Source organism: Rhizobacter sp. J219, assembly GCF_024700055.1.
Lineage (GTDB): Bacteria > Pseudomonadota > Gammaproteobacteria > Burkholderiales > Burkholderiaceae_C > Rhizobacter.
In genome coordinates this window covers 2,752,578-2,776,873 of sequence record NZ_JAJOND010000001.1, presented here as the reverse complement: position 1 = coordinate 2,776,873, position 24,296 = coordinate 2,752,578, and the positions used below count along the sequence as shown (strand labels likewise).

25 protein-coding genes are annotated in these 24,296 nt (G+C 67.5%); 20 read left to right on the top strand and 5 right to left on the bottom strand.

Features of this window, described 5'->3' with window-relative positions:
• Window positions 1-113 precede the first annotated feature (113 nt).
• Window positions 114-4,388, top strand: coding sequence for a hybrid sensor histidine kinase/response regulator (locus tag LRS03_RS12730; RefSeq protein WP_489739918.1), 4,275 nt, complete (start codon window positions 114-116; stop codon window positions 4,386-4,388).
• A 26-nt stretch (window positions 4,389-4,414) separates the two neighbouring features.
• Window positions 4,415-5,443 carry a GGDEF domain-containing protein gene (locus LRS03_RS12725; RefSeq protein ID WP_257825815.1) on the top strand — a complete coding sequence of 343 codons (1,029 nt, stop codon included), beginning with the start codon at window positions 4,415-4,417 and terminating at the stop codon, window positions 5,441-5,443.
• Between the two features lie 172 nt (window positions 5,444-5,615).
• On the opposite strand, the gene LRS03_RS12720 is transcribed toward LRS03_RS12725, so the two are convergent.
• Window positions 5,616-7,079, bottom strand: coding sequence for a cryptochrome/photolyase family protein (locus tag LRS03_RS12720; protein WP_257825814.1), 1,464 nt, complete (start codon window positions 7,077-7,079; stop codon window positions 5,616-5,618).
• Between the two features lie 34 nt (window positions 7,080-7,113).
• Between LRS03_RS12720 and LRS03_RS12715 the strand changes: the two genes are divergently transcribed.
• From LRS03_RS12715 to LRS03_RS12690, 6 genes are read left to right on the top strand one after another with little or no spacing between them, the layout of a single operon-like run.
• Window positions 7,114-7,695 (top strand): YqgE/AlgH family protein, encoded by a 582-nt coding sequence (locus LRS03_RS12715; protein WP_257825812.1) that lies wholly within the window; start codon window positions 7,114-7,116, stop codon window positions 7,693-7,695.
• Window positions 7,692-8,102: a Holliday junction resolvase RuvX gene (gene ruvX / locus LRS03_RS12710; RefSeq protein ID WP_257825810.1), complete on the top strand. Its 411-nt coding sequence runs from the start codon at window positions 7,692-7,694 to the stop codon at window positions 8,100-8,102. The genes LRS03_RS12715 and ruvX overlap by 4 nt, the downstream gene beginning before the upstream one ends.
• 58 nt (window positions 8,103-8,160) lie before the next feature.
• Complete coding sequence (gene pyrR / locus LRS03_RS12705; protein WP_257825809.1) at window positions 8,161-8,673, top strand: bifunctional pyr operon transcriptional regulator/uracil phosphoribosyltransferase PyrR; 513 nt, start codon at window positions 8,161-8,163, stop codon at window positions 8,671-8,673.
• Entirely contained in the window at window positions 8,670-9,626 is a 957-nt protein-coding gene (locus LRS03_RS12700; protein ID WP_257825808.1) for an aspartate carbamoyltransferase catalytic subunit, read from the top strand. Before pyrR ends, LRS03_RS12700 begins: the two co-directional genes overlap by 4 nt.
• A gap of 19 nt (window positions 9,627-9,645) precedes the next feature.
• On the top strand, window positions 9,646-10,941 hold the full coding sequence (locus LRS03_RS12695; RefSeq protein WP_257825807.1) for a dihydroorotase: 1,296 nt from the start codon (window positions 9,646-9,648) through the stop codon (window positions 10,939-10,941).
• A gap of 20 nt (window positions 10,942-10,961) precedes the next feature.
• Window positions 10,962-11,720 carry a lysophospholipid acyltransferase family protein gene (locus LRS03_RS12690; protein WP_257825805.1) on the top strand — a complete coding sequence of 253 codons (759 nt, stop codon included), beginning with the start codon at window positions 10,962-10,964 and terminating at the stop codon, window positions 11,718-11,720.
• Between the two features lie 10 nt (window positions 11,721-11,730).
• On the opposite strand, the gene LRS03_RS12685 is transcribed toward LRS03_RS12690, so the two are convergent.
• On the bottom strand, window positions 11,731-12,219 hold the full coding sequence (locus LRS03_RS12685; protein WP_257825804.1) for a pilin: 489 nt from the start codon (window positions 12,217-12,219) through the stop codon (window positions 11,731-11,733).
• 116 nt (window positions 12,220-12,335) lie between these two features.
• Here LRS03_RS12685 and LRS03_RS12680 point away from each other — a divergent pair, with 116 nt between their 5' ends.
• Together LRS03_RS12680 and LRS03_RS12675 are read left to right on the top strand one after the other, a co-directional pair.
• The gene (locus tag LRS03_RS12680; protein ID WP_257825802.1) at window positions 12,336-13,724 is read left to right on the top strand and encodes an MATE family efflux transporter; all 1,389 of its coding nucleotides are present in this window, start codon (window positions 12,336-12,338) and stop codon (window positions 13,722-13,724) included.
• 107 nt (window positions 13,725-13,831) lie between these two features.
• Window positions 13,832-14,971, top strand: a complete 1,140-nt coding sequence (locus LRS03_RS12675; protein ID WP_257825801.1) for an HD-GYP domain-containing protein — start codon at window positions 13,832-13,834, stop codon at window positions 14,969-14,971.
• 6 nt (window positions 14,972-14,977) lie between these two features.
• Here the strand turns inward: LRS03_RS12675 and gpmA are convergent, their stop codons facing one another.
• On the bottom strand, window positions 14,978-15,682 hold the full coding sequence (gene gpmA, locus LRS03_RS12670) for a 2,3-diphosphoglycerate-dependent phosphoglycerate mutase (protein ID WP_257825800.1): 705 nt from the start codon (window positions 15,680-15,682) through the stop codon (window positions 14,978-14,980).
• A gap of 143 nt (window positions 15,683-15,825) precedes the next feature.
• Between gpmA and LRS03_RS12665 the strand changes: the two genes are divergently transcribed.
• From LRS03_RS12665 to LRS03_RS12650, 4 genes are all read left to right on the top strand, one after another.
• Window positions 15,826-16,200: a rhodanese-like domain-containing protein gene (locus LRS03_RS12665; protein ID WP_257829511.1), complete on the top strand. Its 375-nt coding sequence runs from the start codon at window positions 15,826-15,828 to the stop codon at window positions 16,198-16,200.
• Between the two features lie 18 nt (window positions 16,201-16,218).
• On the top strand, window positions 16,219-16,479 hold the full coding sequence (grxC, locus tag LRS03_RS12660; RefSeq protein ID WP_257825799.1) for a glutaredoxin 3: 261 nt from the start codon (window positions 16,219-16,221) through the stop codon (window positions 16,477-16,479).
• An 87-nt stretch (window positions 16,480-16,566) separates the two neighbouring features.
• Window positions 16,567-17,028, top strand: coding sequence for a protein-export chaperone SecB (gene secB / locus LRS03_RS12655; protein ID WP_257825798.1), 462 nt, complete (start codon window positions 16,567-16,569; stop codon window positions 17,026-17,028).
• Between the two features lie 16 nt (window positions 17,029-17,044).
• Complete coding sequence (locus LRS03_RS12650) at window positions 17,045-18,034, top strand: NAD(P)H-dependent glycerol-3-phosphate dehydrogenase (RefSeq protein ID WP_257825796.1); 990 nt, start codon at window positions 17,045-17,047, stop codon at window positions 18,032-18,034.
• Window positions 18,035-18,042: 8 nt separating this feature from the next.
• Here the strand turns inward: LRS03_RS12650 and trmL are convergent, their stop codons facing one another.
• On the bottom strand, window positions 18,043-18,513 hold the full coding sequence (trmL, locus tag LRS03_RS12645) for a tRNA (uridine(34)/cytosine(34)/5-carboxymethylaminomethyluridine(34)-2'-O)-methyltransferase TrmL (RefSeq protein ID WP_257825794.1): 471 nt from the start codon (window positions 18,511-18,513) through the stop codon (window positions 18,043-18,045).
• 16 nt (window positions 18,514-18,529) lie between these two features.
• Window positions 18,530-19,234, bottom strand: coding sequence for a ComF family protein (locus LRS03_RS12640; RefSeq protein WP_257825792.1), 705 nt, complete (start codon window positions 19,232-19,234; stop codon window positions 18,530-18,532).
• A 24-nt stretch (window positions 19,235-19,258) separates the two neighbouring features.
• On the opposite strand from LRS03_RS12640, the gene LRS03_RS12635 reads away from it, so the two are divergent.
• The 6 genes from LRS03_RS12635 to LRS03_RS12610 all read left to right on the top strand — a co-directional run bounded on the left by LRS03_RS12635 (window position 19,259) and on the right by LRS03_RS12610 (window position 24,238).
• Window positions 19,259-20,170, top strand: a complete 912-nt coding sequence (locus LRS03_RS12635; protein WP_257825790.1) for a class I SAM-dependent methyltransferase — start codon at window positions 19,259-19,261, stop codon at window positions 20,168-20,170.
• Window positions 20,171-20,407: 237 nt separating this feature from the next.
• Complete coding sequence (gene coxB, locus LRS03_RS12630; RefSeq protein WP_257829509.1) at window positions 20,408-21,592, top strand: cytochrome c oxidase subunit II; 1,185 nt, start codon at window positions 20,408-20,410, stop codon at window positions 21,590-21,592.
• A 32-nt stretch (window positions 21,593-21,624) separates the two neighbouring features.
• Window positions 21,625-23,262, top strand: a complete 1,638-nt coding sequence (gene ctaD, locus LRS03_RS12625) for a cytochrome c oxidase subunit I (RefSeq protein WP_257825788.1) — start codon at window positions 21,625-21,627, stop codon at window positions 23,260-23,262.
• An 18-nt stretch (window positions 23,263-23,280) separates the two neighbouring features.
• A complete protein-coding gene (locus LRS03_RS12620; RefSeq protein WP_257825787.1) occupies window positions 23,281-23,394 on the top strand; it encodes a cytochrome oxidase small assembly protein in 114 nt (37 codons plus the stop codon).
• 11 nt (window positions 23,395-23,405) lie between these two features.
• Window positions 23,406-24,008, top strand: a complete 603-nt coding sequence (locus LRS03_RS12615; protein ID WP_257825785.1) for a cytochrome c oxidase assembly protein — start codon at window positions 23,406-23,408, stop codon at window positions 24,006-24,008.
• Window positions 24,005-24,238: a DUF2970 domain-containing protein gene (locus LRS03_RS12610; protein ID WP_257825784.1), complete on the top strand. Its 234-nt coding sequence runs from the start codon at window positions 24,005-24,007 to the stop codon at window positions 24,236-24,238. Before LRS03_RS12615 ends, LRS03_RS12610 begins: the two co-directional genes overlap by 4 nt.
• Window positions 24,239-24,296: the final 58 nt, after the last annotated feature.

The following is a 24,296-nucleotide window of genomic DNA, read 5'->3' as shown; positions in this document are numbered from 1 at the left end:
GATCACCTGTCGCAAGAAGCCAAGGCCGCCCACCAGCCCGAGAACTCGTCGCGACTGTCCAGGAAGCCAAGGAAGCGATCGAGCACGCGGCCAGCCCTGAAGAAGTGGCCGCGGTGCGCGAGGAGCTGTCCGACAAGCTTGCCGATTTCGTTCACACCGCCAGCGGCCCGATCCCGCTCGACGAAGCACCGGTCGTCGTGGCCAAGGCGCCGCCGCCGCCGCCCCTGTCGCCCACGCCCACCAGCATGGCGACCGACCTCGGCGACGACCCCGAGATGCGCGAGATCTTCCTGGAGGAAGCGCGCGAAGTCATCGACACCGCCAAGACTGCGCTGGCAGCGCTCGAGCATTCGCCCGCCAACATCGAGCAGCTCACGACCGTGCGCCGTGCCTTCCACACACTGAAGGGCAGTTCGCGGATGGTGGGCCTGAAGGAATTCGGCGAAGCCGGCTGGGCTTGCGAACAGGTCTACAACAGCTGGCTGGCGGAGCAGAAGGCCGCCGACCCGAGCCTGCTCGGGTTCAGCGGCAACACCCTCGACTATTTCGCCGACTGGGTCGAAGCGATTGCGCGCCAGCAGCCCGCCGGCTTCACCGCCGCGCCGGTCAAGGCGGCGGCCGAAGCGCTGGGCCGTGGCGAGCCGATCCCGCCGATCGCCGCATCGCCGGTCAACGACCTGCAGATGGTGTCGCTCTCGTTCCCGGTCGACCTGCCGAGCGAGAAAGACCTGGAACTCAAGGCCGCTCCGGCACCGGTGCCGGCAGCGCCTGCGCCTGCCCCGGCGTTGCCCGAGGTGTCGTTCGACCTCGATCTGGGATCGTTCGACGACCCAAAATCGCTCGCGGCCCCGGAGGCCGCGACTCCGGCATCCGGCGTTGAGCTTCGCTCGCTGGAGCTGCCTGAGAGCTTCGACGAGCAGACCGTCATCGAGCCCAGCCCGGCCGCCGAGCCGCTGCCGGCGGCCGATTCGGTCGAGTTGATCGAACTGGAGCTGGACGACAAGCTCTTTGCAGCCGATGGCCCCGAGGTGATCGCGCCCGCTCCGCTCGCCGAACCCGAGGTGACAGTGCCGGTGGTCAGCCTGCCCGAAGTGACGGTGCCCGTGGTGGCCGAGGCCGCCGAGCCGGCACCTGCATCGGCCGACGACGACCAGGTCAAGGTCGTCGGCGACCCGCGCATCAGCATCCCGCTCTTCAACATCTATCTGAACGAAGCCGACGAGCTGTCGCGCCGCCTGACCACCGAAGTGGCCGAGTGGGCGATGGAGCTGCATCGCCCGGTCGGCGAAGTGCCGATCGCGTTGGCGCACTCACTGGCCGGGAATTCCGCGACGGTCGGTTTTGCCGACCTGTCGCACCTCGCCCGCCTGGTCGAGCACGCGCTGATGCGTTCGCAGGCCATTGGTTCGGGCACGCCCGACGAGGCGCGTCTGTTCGTCGATGTGGCGGAAGAGATCCGTCGCCTGCTGCACCAGTTCGCGGCCGGCTTCCTGAAGCCGGTTTCGCCGGAGCTGCTGCAGCGTCTGGCTGATCACGAAATCAGCTCGGCGCGCCGCCTCGAGGCTGCCAATGCCGCGGAAGCCGTGGCGCCCGAGGCCGTGGAGCCGGTGGCCGCGCTGGCCGAGGAGCCCTTTGTGCTGCCCGAGCCGGTGGTGGTGCCTGCGCCTGAGCCTGCGCCGGCCCGTGTGTCACGCCCCGCACCGCTGGTGGAGCATGCCGACGATGCGCTCGTTGCGCACGTCGACAGCACCTTCGGCGGCCTCGACACCAATGTGGGCTCGCTCGGCCAAGCCGAATTCAAGACCTTCGCACCGCTTCCGGCCGAGGACACCGCTCGCGCCGCCCCGGCGCGTGCCGATGCGCTCGACGGCGAAGACGACATCGACGCGGTCGACGCGGTCGACGCCGAACTCTTCCCGATCTTCGAGGAGGAGGCCGAAGAACTGCTGCCTCAGCTCGATAGCAAGCTGCGCGACTGGGCGCGCCGCCCGACCGACAACGGCCCCGCCGCCTCGTGCATGCGCACGCTGCACACGCTGAAGGGCGGTGCACGCCTCGCCGGCGCCATGCGCCTGGGTGAAATGGCGCACCGGCTGGAAACCGCCATCGAGCACCTGCTGGCCCAAAGCACCGTGACGACGGCCGACGTCGAAGCCCTGCATGCCCGCTCCGACGCGCTGTCGGCGGTGTTCGAGGCGCTTCGCTCGCGCGATGCGCAGGCCTATGCGGAAGCCGAAGATTCCCTGCACGCCGCTCTGTCCGACGAGCCGGTCGCCCCGCCCGTCGTGGCGCCGCTGGTTCAACCGGTGGTGGCACCGGCCGTGCTGGCCCCGGTGTCCGTGATCGAAACGCCGCAGGTCGAGCCTGTCGCCGCGGTGGTGCCGGCGCCTGCCGCCGCGCCGCTGGAAGCCGCGCCCCGCGTCGCCGCTGCAGCTGACGCGTCTGCCCCTGCGCGAGAGGTCGACTGGTCCCGCTTCTTCGGCACGGCCGACGCTGACCCGGCGGCCAAACCCACGGGCGACCGCAGCGTCGCCGCCTCCAGCGCCGCCGTGCGCGTACGTGGCCCGCTGCTCGAACGTCTGGTCAACCAGGCCGGCGAAGTGAGCATCACACGCTCGCGCATCGAGTCGGAAGTCGGCAACATGCGCGGCTCGCTGAACGACCTGACCGACAACTTGGAGCGCTTGCGCGTGCAGCTGCGCGACATCGAGTTCCAGGCCGAGACGCAGATGATTTCGCGCCAGGAAGCCGCCAAGGCTGCGCACGAGACCTTCGATCCGCTGGAGTCCGACCGTTTCACCCGCTTCCAGGAACTGACCCGCATGATGGCCGAGTCGGTGAACGACGTGGCCACGGTGCAGCGCACGCTGACCCGCACGCTGGAAACGACCGAAGACGAACTTGCCTCGCAGGCCCGTCTGACACGCGACCTGCAAGACGACCTGCTGCGCACCCGCATGGTCGAGTTCGAATCGGCGTCCGATCGTCTCTACCGCGTCGTGCGCCAGGCCGCCAAGGAAACCGGCAAGCAGGTGCGTCTGGACATCGTCGGCGGCTCGATTGAAATCGACCGCGGCGTGCTCGACCGTATGACGCCCGCCTTCGAACACCTGCTGCGCAACTGCGTGACGCACGGCATCGAAGCGCCCGACGTGCGCGCTGGCGCCGGCAAGGACGCCACCGGCAACATCGTCGTGGCCCTGCACCAGGAAGGCAACGAAGTCGCGGTCGAGTTCCGCGACGACGGCGCCGGCCTCAACCTCGCGCGCATCCGCGACAAGGGCCTGGCGATGGGCCTGCTCAACCCGAACGAGGAGCACAGCGCGGGCGACCTCGCCAACCTGATCTTCACGCCGGGCTTCTCGACCGCCGAGACGGTGACCGAACTCGCCGGCCGCGGTGTTGGCATGGACGTCGTGCGTTCCGAGGTCAACGCGATGGGCGGCCGCATCGAGACCGCCACCGCCGCAGGCCAGGGCACGAGCTTCAAGCTGGTGCTGCCGCTGACCACGGCGGTCACGCAGGTGGTGATGGTGCGCTGCGGCTCGACCGTCGTGGCCCTGCCGGCCACGCTGATCGAGATCGTGCGCCGCGCCAGCGCCAAGGAACTCGACGAGGCGTATGCCAGCGGCTCCTACACCCTCGGCGAGCGTTCGCTGCTCTTCTTCTGGTTCGGCTCGTTGCTGCAGGAAAGCGCCGTCAGCCATGAGCCGGTGGGCCGTACCCGCCCGGTGGTGGTGGTGCGCTCGGCGCAGCAGCGCATTGCGCTGCACGTCGACGAAGTGCTGGGCACGCAGGAAGTGGTGGTGAAGAACCTCGGGCCGCAGCTGTCGCGCCTGCCGGGCCTGGCCGGCATGACGCTGCTCGCCTCGGGCGCGGTGGCCCTGATCTACAACCCGGTGGCGCTGGCCACGCTGTTCGGCGAGAGCGCACGTGCTGCGACCGTCGCCGCACTGCGCTCCCCCAACCAGCCGGTCACGCCGACCGTCGAAGAGGCTGCTGCACAAGCGGCGCCCCTCGTGCTGGTGGTCGACGATTCGCTCACCGTGCGCCGCGTGACGCAGCGCCTGCTGGTGCGCGAAGGCTACCGCGTCACGCTGGCCAAGGACGGCATCGAAGCGCTGGAATGCCTGGCCGACGAGCTGCCGCAGGTGGTGCTGAGCGACATCGAAATGCCGCGCATGGACGGGTTCGACCTCGTGCGCAACATCCGCGGCGACACCCGCCTGCGTGCGCTGCCGGTCATCATGATCACCTCGCGCATCGCGCAGAAGCACCGCGACTACGCCGCGGAGCTTGGCGTCGACCACTACCTGGGCAAGCCGTACTCGGAAGAAGACCTGCTTGCCCTCATCGGCCGCTACACGGCCGTGCCCGCGCCGGTATGAACCGGCACCGGTGAGTCTCTTGCGCCATGTCGGAACTGGTCGACCATCTCGCAGAGCTCACCGGCTTCCGCGACCGTGACATCCTCGATGTGACGCTGGTGGGCGCGCTGCGCGACCTGCTGCGTCCGCGCGTCGTGACCATCTACCGCTCGGTGGGTGACGCCGGCAACGAGCGCTGGATCACCCGCGCCCGCCTCGGCGAAAACGACGCAGTGGCCACTGCCGACCCGGCCTGGGCCGACATCGACAGCCTGCCGCCGCTCGGCCTCTATCCGGAGCGACTGCAGGCGATGAAAGGTCAGGCGACCGTCGTCACCGTGCCGGGCCGTCACAGCCTGAGCCTTTTCCCCGTCAGCACCGACCGCGAAGTGGTTGGGGTGATGGAGATCGAAACGCTCGACCCGCTCTCCGACGAATCGCGCCGGCTGGTGGGCAGCATCCTGCGCATCTACCGCAACTTCCAGGCGCTGCTCGACTACAGCGAGCGCGACACGCTGACAGGTTTGCTGAACCGCAAGACCTTCGACGAAAGCTTCCTGAAGGCGACGAACGAGTCCTCCGGTGTTCCGTTGGCGACCGACGGGCGTCGCCACCCGACGTCGAACCATCGGCACTGGCTGGGTGTGATCGACATCGACCTCTTCAAGGGCGTCAACGACAACTTCGGTCACCTGATCGGCGACGAAGTGCTGCTGCTGCTGTCGCGCCTGATGCGCAGCAGCTTCCGATTTCACGATCGGCTGTACCGCTTCGGCGGCGAGGAGTTCGTGGTGCTGATGCGCTGCGCCAACGAACAGGACGCCGCCCTCGCGCTGGAGCGTATGCGAAGCAACACCGCCAGCTATCCGTTCCCGCAGGTGGGGCAGATCACCATCAGCATCGGTTTCACCGAGGTGAAACCGGGCGACACGCCGAGTGCTGCGTTCGAGCGCGCCGACAAGGCGGTGTATTTCGCCAAGAGCCATGGCCGCAACCAGGTGCAGAGCCATGCAGAACTGGTGGCGCGTGGTGACTTGGAGGACGAATCCAAGATCGGCGACGTCGAGCTGTTCTAAGGCCCCCCAGTCGCTGTCGCTGCCGCCTCGCAGGCCGCGCTGAGCCAGGGGCTCAGCTCTTCGCCAGGCACAGACAGTCCTCAGGACTGTCTCTGTCCGGGCGCAGCCCCCAAGGGGCGCCGCCTGGCGGCCCGGCAAAGCCGGCTCCGCGGGCGTTGCTTGATCTGGCGCTTCACTTCGTTCGCTTGACGACTGCGTAGCGTTGCAGCGTCTTCTCACGGGCTTCGTCGTGCATCACGATGGGCTCAGGGTAGTTGTCGCCCAGCCGCACGCCGGCTTCCGCCAGCTCGATCGGCCGCGCCTGCCACGGTGCGTGGATCGCCTTGTCTGAGAGCCTCGCAAGCATCGGCAAGTAGCGCCGGATGAACTTGCCCTCGGCGTCAAACTTCTCGCTTTGGCTCACGGGGTTGAAGATGCGGAAATAAGGCTGGGCGTCGCAGCCGGTCGAGGCGGCCCATTGCCAGCCGCCGTTGTTGGCGGCGAGGTCGAAATCGATGAGTTTCTCGGCGAAGTAGCGCTCGCCCCAGCGCCAGTCGATGCCGAGGTCCTTGACGAGAAAGCTCGCCACCACCATGCGCAGCCGGTTGTGCATGTAGCCGGTCTGGTTGATCTGCGCCATCGCGGCGTCGACCAGCGGGTAGCCGGTGCGGCCCTCGCACCAGGCGGCGAAGAGGGCGTCGGCGTGCTTGCCGTGTTCCCACCGGATCGCGTCGTACTCGGGCTTGAAGCTCGCGCCGACGACGTGCGGGTGGTGGTGCAGCACCTGGTGGTAGAAATCGCGCCAGATCAATTCTGAAAGCCACACCGCGGCACCGCGGGAGCCGTGGTGCATCCGGCCTGCCGCTTCACGCGCGAGCTGCCGGATCGACACGGTGCCGAAGCGCAGGTGGGTCGACAGGTAGCTCGGCCCCTTCACCGCGGGGAAGTCGCGCGTGGTGTCGTAACGGTCCATGCGCGGCAGGAAGTCGGCCAGCATTGCCTGGGCACCCGTCTCGCCTACCCCCAGCTTCATCTCGTGCAGGTTGGTGGTCTCGAAGCCGACCTGCGCGAGCGAGGGCACGCTCGCTTCGACGTCCTCCGGCAGTGGGGCGAGGCTGTCGGCGTATTTCTCGACGGGGTAGGCGCTCACGTAGAAGGGCTCCACCTTCTTGAGCCAGGCATTCTTGTACGGCGTGAACACGCTGTAGGGCGAGCCGCTCCCGGTGAGCACCTCCTGGCGTTCGAAGACCACGTGGTCCTTGCTGGTGTGCAGCGCGATGCCGAGGTCGGCGAACGTGCCGCGCACGCGGGCGTCGCGTGCCAGGGCGTCGGGTTCGTCGTCGTGGTTGGCGTAGACCGCCTGCACGTGCAGGGCCTTGGCCAGTGCCGGCAGTTCCTCCACTGCCAGGCCATGCCTCACGATCAGGCCACCTTGCGGTTGCCACCGCCGCAAGGCCGCGTCGAGCACTTGCAGGCTGTCGCGGATGAACTCCACCCGCCGGTCGGCGCGCGGCAGCGGGTCGAGGATGGCGCGGTCGAACACGAAGGCGCACCACACCTTGCGGGCCGTCTTCAGGGCGTGAAAGAGCGCTGCGTGGTCGCTGCTGCGCAGGTCGCGGCGAAACCAGACGAGCGCCGTATCCAAAGGCTTTTCCATCGGTCGAGTGTGCCGCAGGAATAAAATCGCCCGCATGCCCGGCTCGTCCATCAACCTCACCAACCAGTTCCTGATCGCCATGCCGGGCATGGCCGACGAGACCTTTGCCGGGGCGGTGGTCTACATGTGCGAGCACACCGACAAGGGTGCGCTCGGCCTGGTGATCAACAAGCCCATCGACATCAAGCTGAAGAACCTGTTCGAGAAGGTCGAGCTGACCCTCGACCGCGCCGACCTCGCCAACGAGCCGGTGTACTTCGGCGGGCCGGTGCAGACCGAGCGCGGTTTCGTGCTGCACGAGCGCCTGGGCGACCAGGACGGCGGGCACTACAACTCGTCGCTGCAGATCCCCGGCGGGCTGGAGATGACCACCAGCAAGGACGTGCTGGAAGCGCTCTCGCACGGTGCCGGCCCGAAGAAGATCCTCGTCACCCTCGGCTACAGCGGCTGGAGCGCGGGCCAGCTGGAAGAAGAGATCGGCCGCAATGGCTGGATCACCGTCAGCGCCGAGCCCGGCATCATCTTCGACACCCCTGTCGAACAGCGCTACGACAAGGCACTGTCGCTGCTGGGCATCGACCCGCGCATGCTGAGCCAAGAGGCGGGGCACGCATGAGCCTTGTGGCTCCAGTGCCCACGTCCCCGCGTTCTTTCCTGGCATTCGACTTCGGCACCAAGCGTGTCGGGGTGGCCAGCGGCAACACCCTCACACGCACGGCCACACCGCTCAAGACCGTGGTCGCCGAAGGTGACGCACGTTTCGCCGCGCTCGGGGCGCTGATCTCCGAATGGCAGCCCGCTGCGCTGGTGGTCGGCGTGCCCTATCACCCCGACGGCGCGCCGCACGACAATACCGCCCGCGCGCAGCGCTTCGCCCGCCAGCTGCACGGCCGCTTCAAGCTGCCGGTGCACGAGGTGGACGAGCGCTACAGCACCACCGAGGCCCATGCGCACGGCGCGAGCGACGTCGATGCTGCCTCGGCCGCGATCATCCTGGAGCAGTTCTTGAAAGACTTGCCATGAGCCACGCCCGGCCGCCCGAAGGGGCTCGCACCGCAGTGCAAAGCACGGAGGTTCCTCAATGAGCACATTGCACCTCGACGCCGAGGCGCTGTACGCCGACCTGGAGAGCGGCGTGCGCCCCCTGCTGCAAGCCGATTCGGTGCTGGTCGGCATCTGGTCAGGCGGGGCCTGGCTGGCCGAGCGCCTGCAGCGCGACCTGAAGCTCGCCGGCGAGCCGGGCGTGATCTCGAGTGCGCTGCACCGCGACGACTTCTCCTCGCGTGGCTTGTCGACGGCCGACCCGACCAAGCTGCCCTTCGAGATCGAAGGCTCGCACATTGTGCTGATCGACGACGTGCTCTACACCGGCCGCACCACACGCGCCGTGATCAACGAACTCTTCGACTTCGGCCGCCCGGCGAGCGTGACGCTCGCAGTGCTGGTCGACCGCGGTGGCCGCGAGCTGCCGATCCAGCCGGCCTACGCCGCCGCACGCGTCACCCTGCCCAAAGCCTCGCGCCTGCGCCTCGCACGCGACGACGACGGTCGCTTCAGTTTCGACATCCAGGAGAAGAAGGGAGAGGGTTCGTGACACGCAACCCGCAACTCAACAAACACGGCGAGCTGATCCACCTGCTCTCCATCGAAGGCTTGCCGCGTGCGGTGATCCACCACATCCTCGACACCGCCGGCACCTTCCTGAGCGTGAACGACCGCGAGGTGAAGAAGGTGCCGCTCTTGCGCGGCAAGAGCGTCTTCAACCTCTTCTTCGAGAACAGCACGCGCACGCGCACCACCTTCGAGATCGCGGCCAAGCGCCTGTCGGCCGACGTGATCAACCTCGACATCGCGAAGTCGAGCGCCGCCAAGGGCGAAAGCCTGCTCGACACGATCGCCAACCTGTCGGCCATGCACGCCGACATGTTCGTGGTGCGCCACAGCGAGAGCGGGGCGCCGTACCTGATCGCCCAGCACTGCGCGCCGCACGTGCACGTGGTCAACGCGGGCGATGGCCGGCATGCGCACCCGACGCAAGGCCTGCTCGACATGTACACCATCCGCCACTTCAAGCACGACTTCACCAAGTTGAGCGTGGCGATCGTCGGCGACATCGTGCACTCGCGCGTGGCGCGCTCCGACATCAATGCACTCGCCACGCTGGGGGTGCCCGACATCCGCGCCGTCGGCCCGAAGACGCTGGTGCCTGGCGACCTGAAAGAGATGGGTGTGCGTGTGTGCCACGACATGGTCGAGGGGATCCGCGGCGCCGACGTGATCATCATGCTGCGCCTGCAGAACGAGCGCATGAGCGGCGCGATGCTGCCGAGCGCCGGCGAGTTCTTCAAGAACTACGGCCTCACGCAGGAAAAGCTGGCCCATGCCAAGCCCGATGCGATCGTGATGCACCCGGGGCCGATCAACCGGGGCGTGGAGATCGACTCCTCGGTGGCTGACGGCAAGCAGAGCGTGATCCTGCCGCAGGTCACCTTCGGCATTGCGGTGCGCATGGCGGTGATGTCAACCATCGCCGGCAACAACGCCTGACCCGGAGCCTGAGATCCACATGAAACTGCTGATCAAGAACGGACGGTTGATCGACCCCGCTTCCGGCCGCGATGAAGTGGCCGACGTGGCCATCGCGGCTGGCCGCGTCGTGACACTGGGCAAGGTAAACCCCGACTTCAAGCCCTCGCGCACGATCGATGCGCAGGGGCTCATCGTGGCCCCGGGCCTGGTCGACCTCGCCGCGCGCCTGCGCGAACCGGGCCACGAGCACGAAGGCATGCTCGAGTCGGAAATGGCCGCCGCCGTCGCCGGCGGGGTGACGAGCCTCGTCTGCCCGCCCGACACCGACCCCGCGCTCGACGAGCCCGGCCTCGTCGAGATGCTCAAGTTCCGCGCCCGCAACCTCAACCAAGCGCACCTCTATCCGCTGGGCGCGCTCACCCGCGGGCTTGCCGGCGAAGTGCTGACCGAGATGGCCGAGCTGACCGAAGCCGGCTGCGTGGGTTTCTCGCAGGCCGACGTGGCGCTCGCCGACACCATGGTGCTGCAGCGCGCCCTGCAATACGCCTCGACCTTCGGCTATTGCGTGTGGCTGCGTCCGCAGGATGCCTACCTCGGCAAAGGCGTGGCGGCCAGCGGTCCGCTCGCCACGCGCCTGGGCCTGTCGGGCGTGCCGGTGATCGCCGAGACGATCGCGCTGCACACCATCTTCGAGCTGATGCGCGTGACCGGTGCGCGGGTGCACCTGTGCCGCCTGAGCAGCGCGGCCGGCATCGCGCTCGTGCGCGAAGCCAAGGCCGAAGGCCTGCCGGTGACCTGCGACGTGAGCGTGAACCACCTGCACCTGACCGACGTCGACATTGGCTACTTCAATGCCGACATGCGGCTCACGCCGCCGTTGCGCCAGCAGCGCGACCGCGATGCGATCCGCGCCGGCCTGGCCGACGGCACCATCGATGCGCTCGTCAGCGACCACACCCCGGTCGACGAAGACGCGAAGAACCTGCCCTTCGCCGAAGCCGAACCCGGTGCCACGGGGCTGGAGCTGCTGCTGAGCCTCGCGCTCAAGTGGGGTCAGGAACAGAAGCTCGGCCTGTCGAAGACGCTCGCCAAGGTCACCTGCGAGCCGGTGCGGGTGCTGGGCGAGGCGCTGGGCTCGCTCGCGTCGAGCGCGGGCCGGCTGGTCGAAGGCGGCGTGGCCGATGTCTGCGTGTTCGATCCCACCAGCTACTGGACGGTGCGGCCGCAGGCGCTCAAGAGCCAGGGCAAACATTCCCCCTTCGCGGGCTACGAGTTGCCGGGCAGCGTCAGGTACACGCTCGTGGCCGGCAACGTGGCCCACGAAGCCAGTTGACGTCACCGGAGCAGCGGGCCTTGCGGACGGCGATCGCGTTGTGGCGGCTGGCCTCCATCGGCCGGCTGATCCTGGCGGGCGTGCTGCGCTGCGCGTTCGTCTTTCCGTTCATCACGCCGGACAAACGTCTGTGGCAGACCGGCCGCTGGTGCGGCCAGGTCGCGCGGGCGCTCGGTGTGACGGTCGAAGGCGTCGGCCGCTCGCACGACGGCCCGGCGCTGATCGTGGCCAACCACATCTCGTGGCTCGACATCCTCGCCATCAATTCGGTGCACCCGGCGCGCTTCGTCTCCAAGGCCGATGTGAAGCACTGGCCGGTGCTCGGCTGGCTGATTGGCTGTGGGGGCACGCTCTTCATCGAGCGCGAACGCAAGCGCGACGCGCTGCGCGTGGTGCACCAGATCGCCGCCTCGCTGAAGCAGGGCGACACCATCGCGATGTTCCCCGAGGGCACCACCGGCGACGGCACGACGCTGCTGCCGTTTCACGCCAACCTGCTGCAGGCCGCGATCTCGACCGATGCGCTGTTGCAGCCGATCGCGCTGCGCTATGCCGACGATGGCGGCTCGCCGAGCCAGGCGGTGGTGTGGGTTGGCGACTCGACCCTGGCGGAGTCGCTGTGGAAGGTGGTGTGCGCAAAAGGGCTGCGGGTGCAGGTCACGCAACTGCCGACCGTGGCCTCGGCCGGGCAGGACCGGCGCGATCTGGCGGCGCAGGTGCGGCACCAGATCGCGGGGGCGCTGGGCTACGAGGCGTCGACGCTCGAAGCGCAGCACTGACGTCGGCGCGTCAGAGGCAGTTCACCGGCAGGTGCTGGCGTTCGATGCTGGTGCGGTTGGTGCCCATGACCGTCATCTGGTCGGGCACCTTGGAGAAGGCGCACACCCACGCGACCGGCACGACCGGCGCGTCTGCCACGATCGCCGGACGCAAGGTCAGGATCTTGCCCTGCAGCGCGCCGTTGGCCCGGTTGCCGAAGAGGATGTGGACCGCCCCGTTTTCCACCGTCACCGACTTCACCACGTTGTTGACGATCTTGTCGGCCGCCGGCAGGCCCGCGGCGGCGTTGTCGTCGGGCAGGGTCTTGGTGGTGGCCCAGCTCGCGCCCACCGCGTCTTTCGCCAGCTTGGCGAGCGTCACGCCTTCGACGATGTGTTCTCGCACGTACTTGCCCATCAGGCTGGGCACGGCCATGACGGCCAGGATCGCGATGATGGCCACGACGACCATCACTTCGATGAGCGTGAAGCCGCGGGGCGTGGAGGAAGCGCTTTTCATGACGGCGTGCAGTGTGTCACAGCCGCGCGTCCATTCTGCAGACCACGCTTCCCCGAGGTGACAGCGCTGTCATCAGGGCAGCGCTATGGTGCGTTCGCACAGGCCTCGTGAGTCCTTTGAGTCTCTCTTCCGTTCCCATCCGCGATCGCTGGCGCTGGATCCGCTTCCAGTGGCGCCGCCGTTTCGCGCGACCGCGCGGCGTGTGGGCGCTGGCCGGGCCGGTGCTGCTGCAGGAGTTCGCGCTGGTGCTCACCGGCACGGTGGTGATGGCGATGGCCAGCCACCTCGGGCCGGCCTCCGTCGCGGCCATCGGGATGATGGACGCGCTCAACTTCCTGCTGATCGCGATCTACGGCGGCCTGGCGATCGGTGCGACCGTGACGGTCGCGCATTGCGTGGGCGCCGGCCGGCGTGGCGACCTGCGCTCGGTGGCGTTCAGCGCGCTGGCGCTTGCGTTGTGTGCGGGCGTGCTGGTGGCGCTGCTGCTCTGGAACACCCGCGGCCTGTGGATCGCGATGGTGCTGCCCGGTGCCGAAGAAGCGGTGAAGGTGCAGGCCGACCGGTACTTCCGCTGGGTGATCGTGGCAGGCATGGCCACTTCGATCGTGCTCACCAGCTGCGGCGTGCTGCGCGGCATGGCCCGCACCGACACGGCCATGCGGGTGCAAGTGGTGATGGCCGTGTCGCAGATCGTCATGGCGGCGATCTTCATGCGCGGCGACAACGGCAGCGTCAACGGCGCCGGGGCGGCCCTGCTGCTGGCACGCTGCGGCGGAGTGGCGCTGGTGCTGCTGGCGCTGTGGCCCACCCTGCGGCAGGGTGCCGAGCATGCGGGTGGCTGGCCGGTGCGCCGTGACTTCATGCGATCCATTCTCAAGGTGGGATGGCCGGCGGCGCTGGAGTCGTCGTTCTTCCACCTGGGCAAGATCGTCACCCAGACCATCGTGGTCGGTCTCGGGACGACAGCCCTGGCCGCGAACTTCATTGCGTTCTACGTCAGCAACTTCGTCAACACGCCGGGTACCGCGCTCGGCGTGGCGGCCACCACGCTCGTGGGCATGCGCCTGGGAGCGGGCCGGGTGAAGGCGGCGCAGCTGGTGCTCAAGCGGGTGATCCGCAGTGCCAACTGGTCGCTGTCGGCGCTGGCGGCGATCGTGCTGCCGTTCTCGTGGTGGCTGGCCGGGCTCTTCGGCAACAACGCCGAGGTCACCGCCCAGGCGGCCTGGCTGATCGCGCTCAGCTGCGTGTTCATGCCGGCCTGGGCCGGCTCCTGGGTGTTGCCGGCGGGCCTGCGCGGGGCCGGCGACACACGCTACGGCTTGCTGGTGGGCAGCTCCACAATGTGGGGCCTGCGCATCGGCGCGGGCTACCTGCTGGGCATCGTGTGCGGGCTGGGCGTGATCGGGGTGTGGCTGGGCATGTTCGCCGACTGGATCGTGCGAAACATCCTCTTTCGCAAGCGCATGCGAGGCACCGCCTGGACGCGGCATCGGCTGCTCGGTTGACGCGCTCTCCGTTCTGCTGAAAAAACTGGCAGAAAAGCGCCCCTTTTCCGCTGTCCAGGCCGCCGACAAGGCTCTACATTGGGTCATTGCTGTTGCGGAGGTTCGTCATGGCGTGGGTCAAGATGGATCGTCATCTGGTGCAGTTCGGCATGCCCTCCCCATTGGAGGTGCGTGACGCCGAGGGGCACCTGCTGCTGTCCAAGGGTGCCGTCGTGGAAAACGACGAGCAGCTCGCAGCCCTGCTCGCGCATGGCGCGCTGGTCGAGTCGGATGAGGTCAAGGCCGTGCTCGCCGCCCAGAACGCCGGCCGGCCCGAGGCGGTGGAAGCGCGCCCGACGAGCGTCTTCGGCCTGTGGGACCAGCTGCGCTGGCGCCTGGAACGCATCGTCAAGGGCCTCGCCGAGGATCCCAAGAACTTCGCACCGCGCATCGACGAGCTCGCCCAGCACCTGGCCCTGCTCACCGAAAAAGATGCCGACGTGGGCATCTTCCTCGCGGTGCGGCAAGACACCCGCAAGCTTTCGATCTATGGCCTGAGCCATGCCGTCTACACCGGGATGATCTGCTTCCTGATGGCGCAGCGCATGGGGTGGCCGCGCGAACGCTGCCTCACGCTCGTCAAGGCGGCACTCACCATGAACATGTCGGTCTTCGAACTGCAAGGCCGGCTGGCCGCGCAGGGTGTGCCGATGCTCGCCGAGCAGCGCGCGGTGCTGCACGAACATCCGCTGGAGAGCGCACGCATGCTGCGCGAAGCTGGCATCACCGACGAAGAGTGGCTCACCGCGGTGGAGCAGCACCACGAGTGGACCGACGGCAAGGGCTATCCGCGCGGGCTGACCGAGATGAGCGAGATGGCGCGAGCGCTCAAGTACGCCGACATCTTCATGGCCAAGATCAGCCCCAAGGCCATTCGCAAGCCGCTGCATGCCCAGGAAGCGGCACGCGAACTCTTCAAGACCGATGGTGGCGGCGCGATGGCCATGGCCATCATCAAGGAATTCGGCATCTACCCGCCGGGCGAGCTGGTGAAGCTCAAGACCGGCGAGCTGGCGGTGGTGATCCGCCGCACCGCGAGCGCGAGCACCCCGATCGCGGCGAGCATCACCGACAGGACCGGCGTGCCAGTGCTCAACATCGTGCGCCGCGACACCAGCCGCGCCGAGCACGCGATCACCGGCTTCGTGGCCGACAAGTCGGTGCTCGACCGCGTGCCGCCGGAGCGGCTCTACGGCCTGCCCGGGTGAGCTGGATCAGGCCTTCTTGTCTTCGAGGTAGTAGTAGGGCTTGATCGGCTTCAGGTCGGCATCGGTTTCATAGACGAGCGGCGTGCCGTTGGGGATGTTGACGCCCACGATGTCGTCGTCGCCGATGTTGCTCAGGTACTTCACCAGTGCGCGGATGCTGTTGCCGTGTGCCGCGATCACCACCCGCTTGCCCGACTTGATGGCCGGTGCGATGGTGTCGTTCCAGGCCGGCAACACACGGGCCACGGTGTCCTTCAGGCACTCGGTGAGCGGAATCTCTTCCGGCTTGAGCTTGGCGTAGCGGATGTCGGCGCGCTGGCTGAGCGGCGCATCGGCGGCCAGCGGCGGCGGCGGCGTGTCGTAGCTGCGGCGCCAGATCAGCACCTGGTCATCGCCGTATTGTTTGGCCGTCTCGGCCTTGTTGAGCCCTTGCAGGCCACCGTAGTGGCGCTCGTTCAGTCGCCACTGGTGCACCACGGGCAGCCAGGTGCGGTCCATCTGGTCCAGGGTGTGCCAGAGGGTCCAGATCGCGCGCTTGAGCACCGAGGTGTAGGCGATGTCGAAGTCGTAGCCGTGGGCCTTGAGCGTGCGGCCGGCCTGCTGGGCCTGGGCCACGCCGGTGGGCGTGAGGTCCACGTCGACCCATCCGGTGAAGCGGTTTTCCAGGTTCCAGGTCGATTCGCCGTGGCGGATGAGCACGAGTTTGTACATGGTGGACGAAGCAGGCTGAAGGGTGGGGCCGGGCGGCAAAGCCCCGAATTCTATAATTCGCGTTTGCCTTCAAGCCGGTGCCGCAAGCCCGCACAACACACGTGAACTTCTTCACCATTCCCGAAAACCTGCTGCTGATCTCGATGGCGATCCTCTCGGGCGCCTTGCTGATCTGGCCCCGCCTTCGTGGCGGCAGTGGCAGCGGCGCCGTGACCACCGCCGAGGCGGTGCAGCTCATCAACCGCGAACGCGCCGTGCTGGTCGACGTGAGCGAGCCCGCGGAGTACGCCGCGGGCCACGCCGGTGGTTCGAAGAACATCCCGTTCGGCACGCTGGAAACGAGCGGCGATCTGCCCAAGAACAAGGCCTTGCCGCTGGTGGTGGTGTGTCCAACCGGCGCACGCGCTGCGCGCGCAGCGGGTATCTTGAAGAAGCTGGGTTTCGAGAAGGCCCGGCCGCTCGCCGGGGGCCTTCGCGCCTGGCGCGAGGCCAACCTGCCCGTCGAGAAATCCGCCTGACCGCAGGAGGTTTCGTTGATGCAGCCCGTCAAGATGTACACGACGCTGGTGTGCCCTTTTTGCATTCGTGCCAAGGCCTTGCTCAAGCAGCGCGGCGTGAGCGATATTGATGAAGTGCGCGTGGACCTGGACCCGTCGCAACGCACGACGATGATGGAGATCACCGGCCGCCGCACGGTGCCGCAGATCTTCATCGGCGACACCCACGTGGGCGGCTGCGACGACCTGATCGCGCTGGACCAGCGTGGCGGGCTCATGCCCTTGCTGCAAGGCAGCTGAGAGCCGTCATCTTCACTGGAACATAATCGCCGGCCCCGCCCTGAGCTGGCGGCCCGACTACTTCCTTTCCTATCCTGCGAGACATCCATGGCCGACGACAACAACGCTCCCGTGTTCCAGATCCAGCGCGTGTACCTGAAGGACTTGTCGCTCGAGCAGCCGAACTCGCCGCAGATCCTGCTCGAGCAGGCCCAGCCGCAGGTCGACATCAACCTCAACCTCGCCGCCCAGCCGGTGGCCGATGGGGTGTACGAGGTGTCGGTGACGGCCACCGTCACCACCACTGTCAAGGACAAGACGCTGTTCCTCGTCGAGGCCAAGCAGGCCGGCATCTTCGAGATCCGCAACATCCCTGACGAGCAGCTGCAGCCCATCATCGGCATCGCCTGCCCGCAGATCGTCTACCCTTACCTGCGCGCCATCGTGTCCGACGTGTGCACGCGCGCCGGCTTCCCGCCGGTGGTGCTGGCCGAAGTGAACTTCCAGGCCATGTACGAAGCCCAGCAGCAACAGCAGGCGGCCGGCGGCGCTGCGGCCAACCTCAACTGAGCGTTCGCGCTTCGAGATGAACCTGACCGTGCTCGGCGCGGGTGCGTGGGGCACGGCCGTGGCCGCGAGCACCGCCGCGCGCCACGGCACGCTCTTGTGGGTGCGCGACGCGGCGCAGTGCCAGCAGATGCGGGCAGCACGCGAGAACGCGCGTTACCTGCCGGGGGTGCCGCTGCCGGCGGGTCTTGAGCTGAGCGCCGATTTCAATGCCGCGCTCGAACACGCCCGAGGCGGCCTGATCGTGGTGGCCACGCCGATGGCCGGCCTGCGCGAGATGCTGCAGCGCCTGCCGGCCGATGCGCCGGGCGTCTTGTGGCTGTGCAAGGGATTCGAAGAAGGCACCGGCCTCCTCGGCCACGAGATCGCGCGTGCGGTGCGGCCCTCGGCCACGCAGGTCGGCATCCTTTCTGGCCCGAGTTTCGCGCTGGAGGTGGCGCGCGGTCAGCCGGTGGCCCTCGTCGTGGCCAGCCAGGATGATGCGCTGTGCCAGCAAGCCGTCGAAGCTTTTCATTCCGATGTGATGCGCATCTACGCCTCGAACGACCCGGTGGGTGTCGAGGTGGGCGGGGCGGTGAAGAACGTGATGGCGATCGCCACCGGCATCGCCGATGGCCTGCAGCTCGGGCTCAACGCCCGCGCAGCGCTGATCACGCGGGGCCTGGCCGAGATGACGCGCCTCGGGCTTGTGCTGGGGGCACGCGTGGAAACCTTCATGGGCCTGAGCGGGCTTGGCGATCTGGTGCTCACCGCCACCGGCGACCTGTCGCGCAACCGCAAGGTCGGACTCTTGCTCGCGCAGGGCTTGCCGCTGCCACGCATCCTCCACGAGCTTGGCCATGTGGCCGAAGGGGTGGCGTGCGCCGCCACGGTACTCAAACGTGCGCAGGCGAGTGGGGTCGAGATGCCGATCACCGAAGCGGTGGTGCGGGTGCTCGAAGGTCGCTTGCGGCCGCAGCAGGCCATCCAGGAACTGATGTCGCGCGACGCGCGGCGCGAAGGTGCCTGACCTGCGGGTCAGGCGCCGCCCTGGTAGCCGTTCTGGCGCCAGGCTTCGAAGACCGTCACCGCCACCGCATTGCTGAGGTTGAGGCTGCGCTGATCCGGGCGCATTGGCAGGCGCACGCGCTGCGAGGGCGGGAAGCTGTCGCGCAGTGCCGGCGCCAGGCCCGCCGTTTCCGATCCGAAGACGAACCAGTCCCCAGGCTGCCACGGCACCTGCGCGAAGGGCTGGCTGCCGCGCGTGGTAAAGGCGAAGAGGCGCTGCGAATCGGGCCGGGCTGCATCGAGGAAAGCCTGCCACGAGGCGTGGCGCTGCACCGGTGCGTATTCGTGGTAGTCGAGGCCGGCGCGGCGCAGCAGCCGGTCGTCCATCGAGAAACCCAGCGGCTCGATCAGGTGCAGGGCGCAGCCGGTGTTGGCCGCGAGGCGGATCACGTTGCCGGTGTTGGGGGGAATCTCCGGCTGGACCAGGACGATGTTGAACATTGGCGGGCGTTGGGGCTCAGGGGGTGTCGCGCGGCGTGCGGGCCAGCGACCACGCCGACACGCGCCGTGCGCCCGCCTGCTTGAGCACACGGGCCAGCTCGGCACAGGTGGCGCCTGTCGTCAGCACGTCGTCGACGACCGCGATGTGCAAGCCGTGCAGCTCGGTGCGGCGCAGCGGCTCCACGGCGAAGACACCGCGCACGTTGGCGGCGCGTTCTTCCGGTGGCAGCTCAAGCTGGTGCGGGCTGTCTTTCACACGCAGGAGCAGGTGGGCATCGCAGCGCAAGGCCAGGCCGCGGGCCAGGCGGCGTGTCGCTTCCCAGGCCTGGTTGTAGCCCCGCGCGCGCAGGCGTTCGCGGCTCAAGGGCACGGGCAGCAGGAGGTCAGGCAGCGTGCCGGGATCGCGCTGCACACTTGCGAGCAGCGGCTGGACCAGCGCGCCGGCGAGTTCGAGCGCGGCGTGGAACTTGAAACGCGCGATGAGCGTCGACCAGGGGTGGGCGTAGTCGAGGCCGGTGCGGGCGGCGTCGAAGTCGGGCGGGTGCACGAGGCACTGACCGCACACGGTCACGCCGCCGGGGATCTGCACGGCACACCGTACGCAGCGCGCCGCCGCGCCCGCATAACGCGCATGGCAGGACGCACAGACGGCGCCGTCGCCCCAGCCCCGGCACACCGCGCACAGGCTGGGCAATGGCGTGAGCAGGCGGCTGAAGAGCATCGGCTCAATATACTGCCCCACCTCATGAGCGCTCCCTCTGCCTCGACCGCGCGACAGCTCGACCCGGCCAGCGTGGAGGGGTGGCTGCGTCGCCTGGCGCGAGCCCCCGAAGCGCCGTGGCTGCATGCCGAAGTGGCGCGCCGCATGGCCGATCGGCTCCAGTTCATCCGCGTCCAGCCGGCCGCGGTGCTCGACTGGTGGGCCTTTGGCGGCGCCAGCACCGAGCTGTTGTTGAAGGCCTACCCGCAGGCGCGCCACCTGGCCGTCGAGCCGACCGAGGCCCTGCGTGCGCGCAGCCGGCAGGCGATGGCGGCGCCCTGGTGGTCACCCCGGCGCTGGCGCGGTGTCCCAGTGGTGCACGTGACGCCGCAGGAGGTGGCGCCGGCAAGCGTGCAACTCGTGTGGGCCAACATGATGTTGCACGCGGTGGTCGACCCCTCGGAGCTGATGGCGCAATGGCAGCAACTGCTGGTCGTCGACGGCTTCGTCATGTTCTCCTGTCTCGGGCCGGGCAGCCTGCGAACGCTTCATGACCTCTACGCGCGCCTCGGCTGGGGCCCGCCGTTGGCCGACTTCGTCGACATGCACGACCTGGGCGACATGCTGGTGCAGGCCGGCTTTGCCGACCCGGTGATGGACCAGGAGGTGCTCAGCCTCAGCTGGGACAGCCCCGAAGCCCTGTTGAGCGAATTGCGCTCCCTCGGCGCGAATGCGTCGCCGCAGCGTGTGGCCGGATGGCGCACCCCGCGCTGGCGTGAGCGCCTGCATGCGGCGCTCAAGAGCCTCGCCCGACCCGATGGGCGCATCTACCTGGACTTCGAGATCGCCTATGGCCACGCCTTCAAGGCTGCGCCGCGTGCACCCCTCGCCGCCGAAACCCGCGTGTCGGTCGACGACATGCGTGCCATGGTGCGCAGCAGGACGTCCAGAGGGTGAGCGCCGTTTGAGGCCGCTCAAATGGGTGCGTTAAACTCGCGGGCTTGAAAAATGCAGGTCCGCCCGGGGGTACTTGCGCGCTGCGTGGCTCTCGGGGTGACCACAGGCTGCCGGCGACGAGGGAACCGGCGCTCCGACTCCACCCATGCAAGGCCTCGACGACCTGGCGCGTCGTCGATGGGGTGGCAGGCGCGCGAACCCGCTTCGATGTGATTCTTGAAAACTGAAACGACCATGATGAAGACGACGAAATCACTGTGGCAGTCTTTTGCCCGGAGCGCGGGGCAGGCCTGCGTGGCGGCGTGCGCCGCGCTGGCCGGCACGGCCGCAATGGCCGTCAACAGCCTGCCGGGCGGCCCGGCGGTGAATCAGCTGGACCTGCACCCGCCGGTCACCAAGATCGCCGCCGAGCAGCAGTGGTTGCACAACTTCATGATGATCGTGTGCATCGTGATCTTCATCGCCGTCTTCGGCGTGATGTTCTATTCGATCTTCAAGCACCGCAAATCCAAGGGCGCCAAGGCGTCCAACTTCCATGAGAGCGTGAAGGTCGAGATCGCCTGGACGGTGGTGCCCTTCATCATCGTGATCCTGATGGCGCTGCCCGCCACCAAGGCCGTCGTCGCGATGAAGGACACGGTTTCGGCCGACATCACCATCAAGGCCACCGGCATCCAGTGGAAATGGGGCTACGACTATCTGAAGGGCGAAGGCGAGGGCATCGGTTTCCTCTCCACGCTCGACGTCGCCCATCGCGAGATGTCCGATTCCGGCAAGCCCGCCGGCGACGACTACCTGCTCAAGGTCGACAACCCGCTCGTGGTGCCGGTCGACAAGAAGATCCGCATCATCACCACCGCCAACGACGTGATCCACGCCTTCATGGTGCCGGCCTTCGGCATCAAGCAGGATGCCATCCCCGGCTTCGTGCGCGACACCTGGTTCCGCGCCGAGAAGACCGGCGACTTCTACGGCCAGTGCGCCGAGCTGTGCGGCAAGGAGCACGCCTACATGCCGATCCACGTGAAGGTGCTGTCGCAGGCCGACTACACCAAGTGGGTGGAGGGCAAGCTGAAGGAGATCGCGGCTAAGGCCGACGATCCGACCAAGGTCTGGGCGCTGCCCGAACTGGCCGCCCGCGGCGAGAAGGTCTACGCCGCCAACTGTGCCGCCTGCCACCAGCCCACCGGCAAGGGCGCTGGCCCGATCAAGGCGCTGGATGCGTCGCCCGTCGTGCTCGACGCCGACAAGAACAAGCAACTTGCGATCCTCCTGAACGGCGCAGCCAACGGTGCGATGCCGGCCTGGAAACAGCTCAGCGACACCGACCTCGCTGCCGTCGCGACCTACACGAAGAACGCCTGGTCCAACAAGACCGGCCAGATCGTGCAGCCGGCCGACGTCACCGCCGCCCGCAAGTAATTCACCGAAAACCGCGCCCCAAAGGAAGACCCATGAGTGCTGTACTCGATCCCCACGGCCACGCGGCCGGCGACCACGGCCATGACCACGCGCATGACGACCACCATCCGCACGGCTGGCGTCGCTGGGTGTTTGCCACCAACCACAAGGACATCGGCACGCTGTACCTGCTGTTCAGCTTCACGATGTTCCTGTTCGGTGGCGTGCTGGCGCTCCTGATCCGCGCCGAGCTGTTCCAGCCCGGGCTGCAGATCGTGAACCCGCAGCTGTTCAACCAGTTCACCACCATGCACGGGCTGATCATGGTGTTCGGCGCCATCATGCCGGCCTTCGTGGGCTTCGCGAACTGGATGATCCCGCTGCAGATCGGCGCGGCCGACATGGCCTTCGCGCGGATGAACAACCTGAGCTTCTGGCTGCTGATCCCGGCCGGCATCATGCTCGTGGCATCGTTCTTCATGCCAGGTGGCGCCCCCGCCGCCGGCTGGACGCTCTACGCGCCGCTCACGCTGCAGATGGGCCCCTCGATGGACGCCGGCATCTTCGCGATGCACATCCTCGGCGCCTCGTCGATCATGGGCTCGATCAACATCATCGTGACCATCCTCAACATGCGCGCCCCCGGCATGACGCTGATGAAGATGCCGATGTTCTGCTGGACCTGGCTCATCACCGCCTACCTGCTGATCGCGGTGATGCCGGTGCTCGCTGGCGCCATCACGATGACGCTGACCGACCGCCACTTCGGCACCGCCTTCTTCAACCCGGCGGGCGGCGGCGACCCGATCATGTACCAGCACATCTTCTGGTTCTTCGGCCACCCCGAGGTGTACATCATGATCCTGCCGGCCTTCGGCATCGTGAGCCACATCGTGCCGGCCTTTGCTCGCAAGCGCCTCTTCGGCTACACCTCGATGGTGTACGCCACCTCGTCGATCGCCATCCTGTCGTTCATCGTGTGGGCCCACCACATGTTCACGACCGGCATGCCGGTGACGGGCCAGCTCTTCTTCATGTACGCGACCATGCTGATCGCGATCCCCACGGGGGTGAAGGTGTTCAACTGGATCGCGACCATGTGGCGCGGCTCGATGACCTTCGAGACGCCAATGTTGTTTGCGGTCGGCTTCATCTTCGTGTTCACGATGGGCGGCTTCACCGGTCTGATCCTCTCGGTGGCACCGATCGACATCCAGCTGCAAGACACCTACTACGTGGTGGCGCACTTCCACTACGTGCTGGTGGCCGGCTCGCTGTACGCGATGTTCGCCGGCTACTACTACTGGGCGCCCAAGTGGACGGGCGTGATGTACTCCGAGACGCGCGGCAAGATCCACTTCTGGGGCTCGTTGATCTTCTTCAACGTCACCTTCTTCCCGATGCACTTCCTGGGTCTCGCCGGCATGCCGCGTCGCTACGCCGACTATCCGATGCAGTTCGCGGACTTCAACGCGCTGGCGACGGTGGGTGCTTTCGGCTTCGGGTTGATGCAGGTCTACTTCCTGCTGTTCGTCGTGCTGCCCGCCATGCGCGGCAAGGGTGAGCCGGCGCCGCAGAAGCCGTGGGAAGCGGCAGAAGGCCTGGAGTGGGAAGTGCCGTCGCCGGCTCCGTTCCACACCTTCGAGACGCCCCCGAAGCTGAATGCCTCGGCCACGAAGGTGATCGGTTGATCGCAGCAGGACGACGCCATGACGACGCCTGAGCAGAAGAAGAGCAACCGCCGGCTGGGCCTGATCCTGGGCTCGGTGGCGCTCATCTTCTTCCTCGGGTTCATGGCTCGCATGGTGCTCCTGGGCGGTTGAGGGCGGCTGAGATGAACCACCGACGCCGCCTCGCGCTCCTCGCTGACAACCGTCGTATGGTTGGCAAGCTGGCGGTCGTGGCGTTGTTGATGTTCGGCTTCGGGTATGCGTTGGTGCCGATGTACCGCGCCATCTGCACGGCGCTTGGCATCAACGTGCTGTCAGTCAGCGAGAAGGCCATACCCGGCAACTCGAAGGCCACGCCCGCTAACACGCAGGTCGACACTTCGCGTACGGTCACGGTGGAGTTCGATGCCAATGCGCGCGGGCCGTGGGACTTCAAGCCTGCAAAGCGCTACATGGAAGTGCATCCCGGTGAACTCACGACGGTGATGTACGAGTTCAAGAACATCCAGAATCGCACGATGGCGGCGCAGGCCATCCCGAGTTACGCGCCTAAGCAGGCCACCCCGCATTTCAACAAGCTCGAATGCTTCTGCTTCAACGAATACACGCTCAAGCCAGGCGAGACGCGCCAGTGGCCGGTGGTGTTCGTGATCGACCCGAAGCTGCCGAAGGACGTGAAGACCATCACCCTCTCGTATACCTTCTTCGAGGTGGGCGGCAAGGTGGCGGCGCCGGTGAAGACGGAAGCCAAGGAACCCCAGTCATGACGTCCGATGGGCTGAAAGACGCGGTCCAGCGAAAAGGTTCGTTCGGCCAGACGCTGCGTGCCGTCGGCTGGTCGTTTTTCGGCGTGCGCAAGTCCGCCGAGCATGAGAAGGACATGGCGCAGTTGAACCCGGTCCACGTCATCATCGCGGGCGTGATCGCCGCGGTGGTGTTCATCGTGGCGCTGGTGTTGATCGTGCGTTGGGTGTTGTCGAGCGGGGTCGCTGCCTGAGCAGGGACCGTCGCTCACCAAGAGTCAAGATTCACAAGAGATCCGATCCGTAGGAGAA

Excerpts from the sequence above, each read along its gene's own strand:
- LRS03_RS12720 (WP_257825814.1), bottom strand. The coding sequence starts at position 7,079 with ATGGAAAAGCCTTTGGATACGGCGCTCGTCTGGTTTCGCCGCGACCTG.
- LRS03_RS12665 (WP_257829511.1), top strand. The coding sequence starts at position 15,826 with ATGGCGATCCTCTCGGGCGCCTTGCTGATCTGGCCCCGCCTTCGTGGC.
- gpmA (WP_257825800.1), bottom strand. The coding sequence starts at position 15,682 with ATGTACAAACTCGTGCTCATCCGCCACGGCGAATCGACCTGGAACCTG.
- coxB (WP_257829509.1), top strand. The coding sequence starts at position 20,408 with ATGAAGACGACGAAATCACTGTGGCAGTCTTTTGCCCGGAGCGCGGGG.
- pyrR (WP_257825809.1), top strand. The coding sequence starts at position 8,161 with ATGAGCACATTGCACCTCGACGCCGAGGCGCTGTACGCCGACCTGGAG.
- grxC (WP_257825799.1), top strand. The coding sequence starts at position 16,219 with ATGCAGCCCGTCAAGATGTACACGACGCTGGTGTGCCCTTTTTGCATT.
- LRS03_RS12695 (WP_257825807.1), top strand. The coding sequence starts at position 9,646 with ATGAAACTGCTGATCAAGAACGGACGGTTGATCGACCCCGCTTCCGGC.
- LRS03_RS12715 (WP_257825812.1), top strand. The coding sequence starts at position 7,114 with ATGCCCGGCTCGTCCATCAACCTCACCAACCAGTTCCTGATCGCCATG.
- trmL (WP_257825794.1), bottom strand. The coding sequence starts at position 18,513 with ATGTTCAACATCGTCCTGGTCCAGCCGGAGATTCCCCCCAACACCGGC.
- LRS03_RS12725 (WP_257825815.1), top strand. The coding sequence starts at position 4,415 with ATGTCGGAACTGGTCGACCATCTCGCAGAGCTCACCGGCTTCCGCGAC.
- LRS03_RS12615 (WP_257825785.1), top strand. The coding sequence starts at position 23,406 with ATGAACCACCGACGCCGCCTCGCGCTCCTCGCTGACAACCGTCGTATG.
- LRS03_RS12685 (WP_257825804.1), bottom strand. The coding sequence starts at position 12,219 with ATGAAAAGCGCTTCCTCCACGCCCCGCGGCTTCACGCTCATCGAAGTG.
- ctaD (WP_257825788.1), top strand. The coding sequence starts at position 21,625 with ATGAGTGCTGTACTCGATCCCCACGGCCACGCGGCCGGCGACCACGGC.
- LRS03_RS12640 (WP_257825792.1), bottom strand. The coding sequence starts at position 19,234 with ATGCTCTTCAGCCGCCTGCTCACGCCATTGCCCAGCCTGTGCGCGGTG.
- LRS03_RS12620 (WP_257825787.1), top strand. The coding sequence starts at position 23,281 with ATGACGACGCCTGAGCAGAAGAAGAGCAACCGCCGGCTGGGCCTGATC.
- secB (WP_257825798.1), top strand. The coding sequence starts at position 16,567 with ATGGCCGACGACAACAACGCTCCCGTGTTCCAGATCCAGCGCGTGTAC.
- LRS03_RS12650 (WP_257825796.1), top strand. The coding sequence starts at position 17,045 with ATGAACCTGACCGTGCTCGGCGCGGGTGCGTGGGGCACGGCCGTGGCC.
- LRS03_RS12610 (WP_257825784.1), top strand. The coding sequence starts at position 24,005 with ATGACGTCCGATGGGCTGAAAGACGCGGTCCAGCGAAAAGGTTCGTTC.
- ruvX (WP_257825810.1), top strand. The coding sequence starts at position 7,692 with ATGAGCCTTGTGGCTCCAGTGCCCACGTCCCCGCGTTCTTTCCTGGCA.
- LRS03_RS12635 (WP_257825790.1), top strand. The coding sequence starts at position 19,259 with ATGAGCGCTCCCTCTGCCTCGACCGCGCGACAGCTCGACCCGGCCAGC.
- LRS03_RS12675 (WP_257825801.1), top strand. The coding sequence starts at position 13,832 with ATGGCGTGGGTCAAGATGGATCGTCATCTGGTGCAGTTCGGCATGCCC.